Origin of the sequence: Levilactobacillus bambusae (assembly GCF_003124125.1) — a bacterium.
Taxonomy (GTDB): Bacteria; Bacillota; Bacilli; order Lactobacillales; family Lactobacillaceae; genus Levilactobacillus; species Levilactobacillus bambusae.
The window spans coordinates 176,887-187,348 of sequence record NZ_QCXQ01000001.1; the positions used below are offsets into that span (position 1 = coordinate 176,887).

At 48.6% G+C, this 10,462-nt stretch carries 9 protein-coding genes; 8 read left to right on the plus strand and 1 reads right to left on the minus strand.

Going from position 1 to position 10,462, the window contains the following annotated elements; translation table 11 throughout:
- Nucleotides 1–129: 129 nt before the first annotated feature.
- Complete coding sequence (locus DCM90_RS00980; RefSeq protein WP_109249494.1) at nt 130–1,053, minus strand: DMT family transporter; 924 nt, start codon at nt 1,051–1,053, stop codon at nt 130–132.
- Nucleotides 1,054–1,204: 151 nt separating this feature from the next.
- On the opposite strand from DCM90_RS00980, the gene DCM90_RS00985 reads away from it, so the two are divergent.
- From DCM90_RS00985 to clpB, 8 genes are all read left to right on the plus strand, one after another.
- The gene (locus DCM90_RS00985; RefSeq protein ID WP_109249495.1) at nt 1,205–1,687 is read left to right on the plus strand and encodes an NUDIX hydrolase; all 483 of its coding nucleotides are present in this window, start codon (nt 1,205–1,207) and stop codon (nt 1,685–1,687) included.
- Between the two features lie 14 nt (nt 1,688–1,701).
- Nucleotides 1,702–2,406, plus strand: a complete 705-nt coding sequence (locus DCM90_RS00990) for a tRNA (adenine(22)-N(1))-methyltransferase (RefSeq protein ID WP_109249496.1) — start codon at nt 1,702–1,704, stop codon at nt 2,404–2,406.
- Entirely contained in the window at nt 2,396–3,508 is a 1,113-nt protein-coding gene (locus DCM90_RS00995) for a Nif3-like dinuclear metal center hexameric protein (RefSeq protein ID WP_109249497.1), read from the plus strand. Before DCM90_RS00990 ends, DCM90_RS00995 begins: the two co-directional genes overlap by 11 nt.
- 38 nt (nt 3,509–3,546) lie before the next feature.
- Nucleotides 3,547–4,791 carry a peptidase T gene (gene pepT, locus DCM90_RS01000; RefSeq protein ID WP_109249498.1) on the plus strand — a complete coding sequence of 415 codons (1,245 nt, stop codon included), beginning with the start codon at nt 3,547–3,549 and terminating at the stop codon, nt 4,789–4,791.
- A 285-nt stretch (nt 4,792–5,076) separates the two neighbouring features.
- Nucleotides 5,077–5,724 (plus strand): deoxyribose-phosphate aldolase, encoded by a 648-nt coding sequence (gene deoC / locus DCM90_RS01005; protein WP_109249499.1) that lies wholly within the window; start codon nt 5,077–5,079, stop codon nt 5,722–5,724.
- A gap of 15 nt (nt 5,725–5,739) precedes the next feature.
- Nucleotides 5,740–6,933, plus strand: coding sequence for a phosphopentomutase (locus DCM90_RS01010; RefSeq protein WP_109249500.1), 1,194 nt, complete (start codon nt 5,740–5,742; stop codon nt 6,931–6,933).
- A gap of 13 nt (nt 6,934–6,946) precedes the next feature.
- Nucleotides 6,947–7,657 (plus strand): purine-nucleoside phosphorylase, encoded by a 711-nt coding sequence (gene deoD / locus DCM90_RS01015; RefSeq protein WP_109249501.1) that lies wholly within the window; start codon nt 6,947–6,949, stop codon nt 7,655–7,657.
- 137 nt (nt 7,658–7,794) lie between these two features.
- Nucleotides 7,795–10,410 carry an ATP-dependent chaperone ClpB gene (clpB, locus tag DCM90_RS01020; RefSeq protein WP_109249502.1) on the plus strand — a complete coding sequence of 872 codons (2,616 nt, stop codon included), beginning with the start codon at nt 7,795–7,797 and terminating at the stop codon, nt 10,408–10,410.
- Nucleotides 10,411–10,462 lie beyond the last annotated feature (52 nt).

The window sequence follows — 10,462 nt, forward strand, 5'->3', positions numbered from 1 at the left end:
CGAAGCCGGTTTATGACAGTTTGTCACAGTGAATCAGCCAAGTGGGAACGTCAAGCGATTTTTGGGCTAAAACAAGTGGGTCCGATAATCAAGCAGCTTTAGCTTGACCGTCGGACCCACTCGGTTTGGTTAATTGGACTGATTTAAATCGGTTGATTCATATTGATTAGGGGTCTTCATAGCTTGAACAAAGACGGTACTAATGACTAATAGGGTACCAAGAATTTCGACTCCGTCCATGTGGACACCTAAGAAGAGAACCCCAAGAATAGCAGCTGAAACGGGTTCAAATGCATCTAGCAACGACATGGTCGTTGGTGACACGTACTTCAAGCTCTGCATGAAGATCAGGTAGGCGAACATCGTCCCAAATAGGATAATAAAGGCAACCTTGAGATCGACAGCAAGCGTGAAGCGGGGCTGACCCACCCAGACGGGGTGATAGAGGTTAAACCCAACGCCACCGATTAACATACACCAGCTTGTGGTTGCGAGCGACCCAAACTGGAGAACCAAGGAAACGGGTAGAATCGCATAAACAACCCCGGACAAAGCGGTTAAAATTCCCCAGATGAGGCCACCCTTTGAAATTGCTAGGGACCCAAACTGACCGTGAGTTGTAATTAAAAACGTTCCGATGGTGGCTAAGACGACCGATACGGCATCGGCTCGCCCCGGCCAGCGGCGGTTAACGATCGCAAAGTAAATGATGATTAGTGTGGGCGCTAAAAACTGCATGACCGTAGCCGTTCCGGCGTTACTGTGGGCGATTGCTTCAAAGTAGGTTAATTGATTCCCTAACATCCCGAAAATGGCAAGGCAGACGAGTAGCAGCGCCGTTCGCCAGTTTTTCCAAACGTCAAATAGCTGGGATCCCAGACGAAAATAACTAAATAGAATCATCAGGATCCCTGAACCGAGTAGTCGAACGCTCACTAACCAGGGCGCAGTGACCCCTGAATTTTGAAACAGAGATTGTGCGACGGTCCCCGAAATTCCGAAGAGTAGTGGTCCCGTCATGGCACATAGGATTCCCTTTGCTTTATCACTCATCTTTTTTCCTCCCAAAAAACATTAACTCTACTATAATATCCCAGCTTTAATGGGATTACCATAAAGTTTTAGGCATTTCTCCGTAAAAGGGCCTGTGAATCTGGGCTAACTCTTCGTATAATAGACAGAGAAGAATAAGGGAGGGATTTTAATGGCCGACTACATTAAGTCAATTCGTAAGTTAGTGGGGCACCAACCAATCATTTTAAATACCGCCACGGGTGCCGTTTTTAATGACGATCACCAGATCCTGCTTCAGGAGCGAGCAGATACTGGTGGGTGGGGCTTACCCGGTGGGTTTCTCGAGTTTGGCGAATCCTTTGAACAAGCTTGTCAACGGGAAATTAAAGAGGATACCGGGCTCGAGGTAGTTCCCGTACGGAATTTAGGGATTTTTGATCAGTATTTTTATACTTACCCTAACGGTGATGAACTTCAAAACATTAGCGTCCTATTTCTGTGCCGGATTACGGGTGGCCGACTATTAGAGCATGCCACGGCTGAAACCAGCTCACTGCAGTTCTTTGACCTGTCAAAAACCCCAACTTTATTCATGCAGCAAAGTCAAGACATGTTGGAGATCCTCATTTCACTTAGTGAACGGGCTCCATTAGATGAACAGTCAAAAAAGTAAGGGAGCGACGATTAGTGGATGCAGATCACCTGTCTGATCGATTACAAACAGTAGCAAGGTACATTCAGCCGGGAGCCCGTTTGGCTGATATTGGTTCGGATCACGCCTATTTACCGGTTCACCTCTTAAAACGGGGGTTGATTGCCGGAGGAATTGCCGGGGAAGTGGTTCGGGGACCGTATGAAAATGCTAAACGCGAGATTGAACGCGAGGGGTTATCCGGGCAGTTACAACCACGGTTAGCCGATGGCCTCTTTGCCATTCACCCGGGGGATCAAATTGATACGATTGCCATTGCTGGGATGGGGGGCAACCTCATTTCAACCATTTTAAATGCTAAGCCAGATGCGCTAGATGGGGTTAACCGACTCGTTTTACAGCCCAATGTGGGTGAAGAAGGTCTGCGCAACTGGTTAATGACACACCAATGGCAAATTATCGCGGAGGAAATCTTGGAAGAGGATGGTCACCGGTATGAAGTGATTGTGGCAGAACGTGCTAATACCCCAGTCACCTACACATCCGCTGAACTCCAATTCGGGCCCTTCTTATTACGGGAAAAGTCGCCGGTTTTCATCCGGAAGTGGCAGCGTGAAATCGTTCGGGAAACCGAAGTGTTGGATCAAATTGAACGGGCGGCCCGCGTTCCGGCCGAAAAGGTCAACCGATTGAAACAGCGAATTAGCGCCATGAAGGAGGTCCTATCAAGTGAAGGCTAGCCAGTTAGTGCAGCGGTTTGAGCAATTTGCACCCCGCCAAATTGCTGAAAAAAACGATCCCGTTGGGTTACAAATCGGGGATTTAGCTGCGGAGATTCATAAGGTAATGGTGACCTTGGATGTTCGGCCCGAAGTCGTGGACGAGGCAATTGCCCAGGGGGCGGACTTTATCTTTTCTCACCATCCCGTTATGTTTCGACCCGCAAAGAACTTGGATTTAAGCGACCCGCAGAATGCGATGTACGCTAAGCTCATTCAGCATCGGATCACCGTTTATTCGGCACATACCAACCTAGATTCGGCCGATGGTGGGATGAACGATTGGCTGGCAGAGGCCCTTGACTTACATGAAACGGTGGGTCTATGGGACGGGGTAGTTGAACCCGAATACTTGTTGTGCGTCCACGTTCCCACGATCTATGCGGATGCCATCCGGCTGGCCCTGGTAAAGGCTGGAACGGGTGAAACCTCCAGTTATACCGGGGGTAGTTACACGTCCCACGGCCGAAGCTTTTTTACGTTGAACGAAGGGGCAAATCCCGCTATGGGTGAGGTGGGCGAGCAAAACGAGGTGGATGAAGTTGCCATTGAGGTGCGGGTTAGTGAATCTCAAGTCACAAACGTTGTTGACATCATTAATCAGGTTCACCCCTTTGATACACCAGCCTACACCCTAACGCCGCTGGCACGGGCCGGTCATCAGTACAGCATGGGGCGGGTTGGCAACTTGGCTAGCCCAACAACCGTTCGGGAGTTTGCGGAGCGGTGCAAGAAAATTTTTCAAGTGAACGGTCTACGATTAATTTCACATCATCCCGACCAGATCGTCAATCGGGTTGCCGTTTTGGGTGGGGACGGGGGAAAATTTTACCGGTTGGCTCAGCAAAAGGGTGCCGACGTCTATGTAACGGGAGACGTTTACTACCACACGGGTCATGATATGCTGGCGGCTGGAATGAACGCAATTGATCCCGGCCACCATATTGAAGCGATTTGCATTCCGAAGCTCGTCACCCTGTTTACCCGGTGGTCGGCTCAATATGATTGGAATTTAGAAGTTTCGGCTTCAAGTTTAAACACCGATCCCTTTACCTTTCTCTAGTTTTATCCGCCGTTTAATTTAAATAAGGAGTGGTCATTATGGCAAAGTACGCCAACTTAATTCCCCGATTTTTAGACTATGTTCAAATCAATACGCGATCCGATGGAAACTCTGAAACCATTCCGTCGACGCCCCGACTCACTGAATTTGCCAACCGGTTAGTTGCTGACTTAAACGCAATTGGTGTGAGCCACGTTCGGATTAACTCACAATCCGCTTACGTCCTGGGGACAATTCCGGCTAACGTTTCCGCTCCCGTTAAGTCCGTTGGCTTTATTGCCCATTTCGATACCGCTGACTTTAATTCGGTCGGGGTTAAGCCGCAGATTCATGAAAACTATGATGGTCAATCTAAAATTCAATTGGATCAGGCGGGTGAGTACGTGCTTGACCCGGCCGTTTTTCCAAATCTAAAAAAGTATGCGGGTCAGACCCTAATTACAACGGATGGAACCACCCTTTTAGGGGCTGATGATAAGGCGGGGGTAGTCGAAATCATGGCCCTGGCCGAAATGTTATTGGCCCATCCCGAAATCAAACACGGGGATGTTCAAATCGCATTGGGACCGGATGAAGAAATTGGAACGGGGGCTGACCATTTTGATGTGGCAGACTTTGGGGCCGATATTGCCTACACTGTTGATGGTGGTCCGCTGGGTGAATTAGAATATGAAACATTTAACGCGGCCGATGCCCAGGTTGAATTTACGGGAACCAACGTCCACCCTGGATCGGCGAAGGGCATTATGGTGAACGCCAACCAGTTAGCGATGGACTACCATGCCGCTTTGCCGAGTCATGATCGGCCCGAGTTAACGTCGGGACGGGAAGGCTTCTTTCACCTGTACGAGATGAACGGGACGCCGGAAGCAGCCCATTTAGGTTATATCATCCGGGATCACGACCGCGAAAAATTTGAGAACCGCAAACGTCTTATGAGTCAGCTAGCTGCGCAAATGAACGAAAAATTAGGTGGCGATCGGGTTAAGCTGGTTCTTCACGATGAATACTATAATATGCGTGAAGTGATTGAAACCGATATGGCGGTTGTTAACCTAGCCGAAGAGGCGATGAAGGAACTCAACATCCAACCCGATATTTTTCCGGTTCGGGGTGGCACAGACGGTTCAAAAATTTCATTTATGGGCCTTCCAACGCCGAATCTATTTGCCGGAGCGGAGAATATGCACGGGCGTTACGAGTTTGTCTCCGAAGAAACGATGGTAAAAGCCGTGGATGTGTTGGTTCGAATCGTGGAATTAAACGCAGAAAAACGGGTTTAAACGGTTCATGCAACAAACAATGGGGCGGCTGTGACATTAGTCATCTAAGCCTGGCAAAATAGGGATCATCCCGTAATACGAATTCTTTGTTCGTGTTTGGGGATGATCCCTATTTTGATTTGGCTCGACTAATGTCACGTAACTACTGGCACGATTTGTGTTTTTGAGCGAAGCGAACTTATCTCATAACCCTTTTTATTTACATAAGTTCAATATATCTATTTACAAGTGTAAAGATATTTAGTATTATGAAAGCGTATTCAAAGAAGAAGAGGAGTTGCTATCATGAACTTAAATAAATATATTGACCATACGATTCTCAACCCGGACGCCACGGAAGCTGACGTAGATAAAATTATTTCGGAAGCTAAGCAATATGACTTTGCCTCCGTTTGTGTTAATCCTTATTGGGTCGCCCGCTCCCATGAAAAATTAGCAGATTCGGACGTTGAAGTTTGTACAGTTATTGGCTTTCCGTTGGGGGCGACGACGACGGCAAGTAAGGTTTTTGAGGCTCAGGATGCCATTCAAAATGGTGCAGACGAGTTAGATATGGTCTTAAACATTGGTGAGTTAAAGGCCGGCCACGACGAAGCCGTTTACGATGATATTAAAGCGGTTACGGAGACGGGACACGCAGCAAATAAACTGGTCAAAGTGATCCTAGAGACCAGTTTCCTATCGGATGAAGAAATTGTAAGGGCTTCCGAATTAACGGAAAAGGCCGGTGCTGATTTTGTTAAAACCTCAACCGGTTTTTCTAGTGCGGGTGCCAAAGTCCATGACGTGGCTTTAATGCGGGGAACCGTTGGTGACCGATTAGGAGTAAAGGCCTCGGGTGGTATTCATACAAAGGAAGAGGCATTGGCTCTCATCGACGCTGGGGCGACCCGATTAGGTGCCAGTGCTGGCGTCAAAATCATGAACAGTTAGGAAGGAGAGCCAACAATGGTCTACAAACGAGTTTTTACCATTGTATTAGATTCAGTCGGAATTGGGGAAGCCAGTGACGCAGATCAATTTAACGATGTTGGTGCGGACACGCTGGGACACATTGGTGAGTACTACCAGGGAAAATTACAGTTGCCAAACCTTGAAAAACTCGGGTTGGCCAATATTCGACCTGACGCACCAATCACTGGGGTTGCGGTAGTTGACCAACCTCAGGGAGCCTACGGAAAAATGCACGAAGTCTCGGTTGGCAAGGACAGCATGGATGGGCACTGGGAAATGATGGGGTTGCCGGTCAAGGAACCCTTAGGCTTTTTTCCCAACGGATTCCCGGAGGAGCTGATTCAACAAATCGAACGATTTAGCGGTCGCAAGGTGATTGTCAATACCCCTTACTCCGGAACGGATGTGATCCATGACTACGGGGAACATCAAATGCAGACGGGCGATTTGATCGTGTATACCTCGGGCGACTCAGTTCTTCAGATTGCTGCTCATGAAGACGTTATTCCGTTGGAGGAACTGTACCGGATTTGTGACTACACCCGCTCCATTACGATTGATCAACCGTACCGCATTGGCCGAATAATTGCGCGGCCCTACGTGGGTCCTGATAAGGATCATTTTACTAGAACGGCTAACCGGCATGACTTTACGCTCGCTCCAACGGGGCAAACCGATATGGATTTACTTAAGGCGGCCGGGTTGGATGTTTTAGCCGTTGGCAAGATTAACGACATTTTTTCAGGTCAGGGTATCACGGCCGGGGTTCATACGGAGAGCAATCACGATGGGATGGTTGAAACCATCAAAAATGCGCGGCAGAATTTTTCGGGGTTGAGCTTTACTAACCTGGTCGACTTTGACGCCATGTACGGTCATCGGCGTAACCCAGCCGGATATGGTGAAGCCCTAATGGCGTTTGACGAACAGTTAGGCGAGCTGCTTCAGGAATTAAACCCGGATGATTTATTGTTGATTACGGCTGACCATGGTAACGATCCCGGGTATGAAGGGACCGACCATACGAGAGAATACGTGCCACTGTTAGCTTACTCACCATCATTTACCGGCGGAAAGTCACTGGGAACTCGGGCCACCTTTGCGGATTTAGGGGCAACCATCCTAGATAATTTTGCCATTCAAGCTAATCAACCCGGGTCGAGCTTTTTGGCCGACCTGAATGATTAAAGGGGGAAAACGCATGAGTACACATTTAGAGGCAAAACAAGGAGAAATTGCGGACATTGTTTTACTACCTGGTGATCCACTCCGGGCCAAGCACATTGCTGAAACGTTTTTAGATCATCCCGTTCAGTATAACGGGGTTCGTAACGCACTTGGATTTACGGGGACCTATAAGGGCACCCGAATTTCCGTTCAGGGCACAGGAATGGGAATTCCCTCGATTTCAATTTATACCAATGAACTCATCCGGTTTTACGGTGCCAAAAAATTAATTCGGGTGGGTACCTGTGGCGGACTCGGTAAGGATGTGAAGCTGCGTGACGTTTTAATTGCTCAATCGGCTAGTACGGATTCCGGCTTTCTACGTTCGATCTTTGGGGATACGGTAAATTATGCGCCGACAGCGGATTTCAACTTACTGCTGAACGCCTATGAGGCTGCAGAGAAAAATCAGGTTCCGGTTAAGGTCGGCAATATCCTGTCGGAAGATCAGTTTTATAACGATGAAATTAACCTGGAAAAGCTCCGGGACTATCAAATCCTGGGTGCCGAGATGGAAGCGGCGGCCCTATATACCATTGCGGCCAAGGCCAACGTTGCTGCATTAGCCGTTCTAACGGTCAGCGACCTGATGCTCACCGGTGAATCTACGAGCGCAAAAGAACGTGAAGAATCCTTTAACGATATGATTACGGTGGCCCTTGAGGGTGCAATCAAAACAAATTAAATTAAAATGGTCAAACGAAGAAAGTCTTGCCTAATATAGTGTTAGGTGGGACTTTTTTTGTTTAGTCAAATTACTTTGAGTTTGCGGTTTAATCGGGTACACTCAGTTTGAAAATAATTGTGAAATGTGGTGAATTAATGAATCCAGAACAAATGACAGAAGCAGTAACGGCGGCCCTGGCCGAGGCACAGAAAATTACTCAAACCCGGCATCAACAAAACATTGGGATTGCCCAACTCTTTAAGTTTTTAATTCAACCGGGAGAACTTGCCCGCCAGCTATTTTCTCAGGCCGGGGTAGAGCTCACCGCGTTAGAGAACGAGTTAAACCAGGAGCTAGATGGCATTGCCGTGGTAGATGGATCTGGCGTTCAATACGGGCAAACGGTCTCGCCCCAGTTGGCAGAGCTGTTTCAAAGGGCGGATGGCGTCCGTCAGACGCTGGATGACGACTACGTGGCTGTTGATACCCTGGTGATTGCTTTAATGCAGCTATCTGGAAATCGACTCACGGACTACCTGCAATCACAGGGGGTCAACGAAGAAAGAATGACCGAAATTGTTATGAAGAATCGGGATGGTGAAAAAGTGACATCGAAAACGCAAGAATCACAATTTAAAGCGTTAGAAAAGTATGGATCGGATCTGACGAAAGCAGCGCGGTCAGGAAAGATGGATCCCATCATTGGCCGGGATGAAGAAATTCTATCCGTTATTCGAATTTTGTCCCGTAAGACGAAAAATAACGCAATTTTAATTGGTGAACCCGGGGTGGGAAAAACAGCCATCGTTGAGGGATTAGCCCAACGAATCGTTCGGGGCGACGTGCCCGAAAACTTAAAGAATAAGACCATTTATTCGTTAGATATGGGATCGCTGATTGCGGGGGCCAAGTACCGGGGCGAGTTTGAGGAACGGTTAAAGGCGGTCCTTAAGGCCGTGAAAAAAAGTGACGGTCAAATTATTATGTTTATTGATGAAATTCATACGATTGTTGGGGCCGGAAAGACCGAAGGCAGTATGGACGCCGGTAACCTCCTAAAACCAATGCTGGCCCGCGGGGAACTCCATTTAATTGGGGCCACGACCCTGGATGAATACCGGGAAAACCTCGAAAAGGATAAGGCGCTCGATCGCCGGTTCCAGCGGGTCTTAGTCAGCGAACCCTCCGTTTCAGACACCATTACCATTCTCCGGGGACTCCGGGAGGGGTTTGAAATCCACCACGGGGTTCGAATTCACGATAACGCTCTAGTTGCGGCAGCTAAACTCTCCGATCGGTATATCACGGATCGCTATTTACCCGATAAAGCCATTGATTTAGTGGATGAAGCATCCGCCACTATTCGGGTTGAGATGAATTCGGCGCCGACAGAGTTAGATCAGGCTGAGCGGCAGCAAATGCGGCTAGAGGTGGAAAAAACGGCCCTTGAAGCGGAAACTGATGCCGCTTCTAAAAAGCGGTTAGTTGAATTGCAAAAGCAACTCGCTGACGTTTCTGAACGGGTTCATGAATTATCCGCCCGCTGGACGGCAGAAAAAGATGCGATTTCAGTCTTAGGTCAAAAGAAGGCCGAGTTAGATCAAGCCAAACACGACTTAGAAACGGCCGAACAAAATTACGATCTCAACGCCGCAGCCGTTTTACAGCACGGAACCATCCCGAACCTAGAAGCAGAATTAGCGCAGTTAGAACAAACGGATCATTCGGATGATTGGTTGGTCTCAGAGTCCGTAACGGAGGGCGATATTGCCAATGTGGTCAGCCGAATGACCGGAATTCCGGTGGCCAAACTAGTGGCTGGGGAACGAGAAAAGCTGCTGCATTTGGCTGATCACCTCCACGAGCGGGTAGTGGGTCAGGATCAAGCCGTTACGGCCGTTGCCGATGCGGTTATCCGCTCCCGGGCCGGTTTGCAGGACCCCCAAAAGCCCCTGGGATCCTTCCTCTTTCTGGGCCCGACTGGAGTGGGAAAGACCGAGTTGGCTAAGGCTTTGGCCGAGGACCTGTTCGATTCGGAAAACCACATGGTTCGGATTGATATGTCAGAATACATGGAAAAGGAGTCGGTTTCGCGGCTAATTGGGGCGGCACCTGGGTACATTGGCTACGAACAGGGCGGCCAATTAACTGAGGCGGTTCGCCGAAACCCCTATTCGATCGTACTATTTGATGAAATTGAAAAGGCTAATCCGGACGTTTTTAATGTCTTGCTTCAGGTTTTGGATGATGGGCGCTTAACGGATGGGCAGGGTCGAACGGTCGACTTTAAAAATACGATTTTGATTATGACATCGAACCTGGGTTCAGACGTTATCCTTGAGGGGACTGACGAGCAAGGGGTGATTAGTCAATCGGCAAGGGAGGACGTTGCCAACCTGCTAAAGCAGTCGTTTCGCCCCGAGTTTTTAAACCGAATTGATGACGTCATTATGTTTACCCCGCTGAACCTTAAGGATGTTGAACAGATTGTCGTTAAAATGGTTCAGGCGCTCTCTGATCGGTTAGCGGATCAAGATATTCAGCTAGTGATTAGCGACGAAGCAAAGAAGTGGTTGGCCCAAAATGGGTACGTGCCTGCATTTGGGGCCCGGCCACTCGCCCGGTACATTACAAATGCCGTGGAAACTCCGTTGGCGCGAGAAATTGTGGCGGGACAGGTTGCACCGCATAGCCGCGTCACAATCAGTCTGGCAGATAACCAGTTGAACTTTACGACGACCCCGAGTCACCCCGAAGATGCTGATCTTTAATGGCTGACGGGGTGTGCCGAATGGATCGGATACTCGAATTTTAATGGATCGT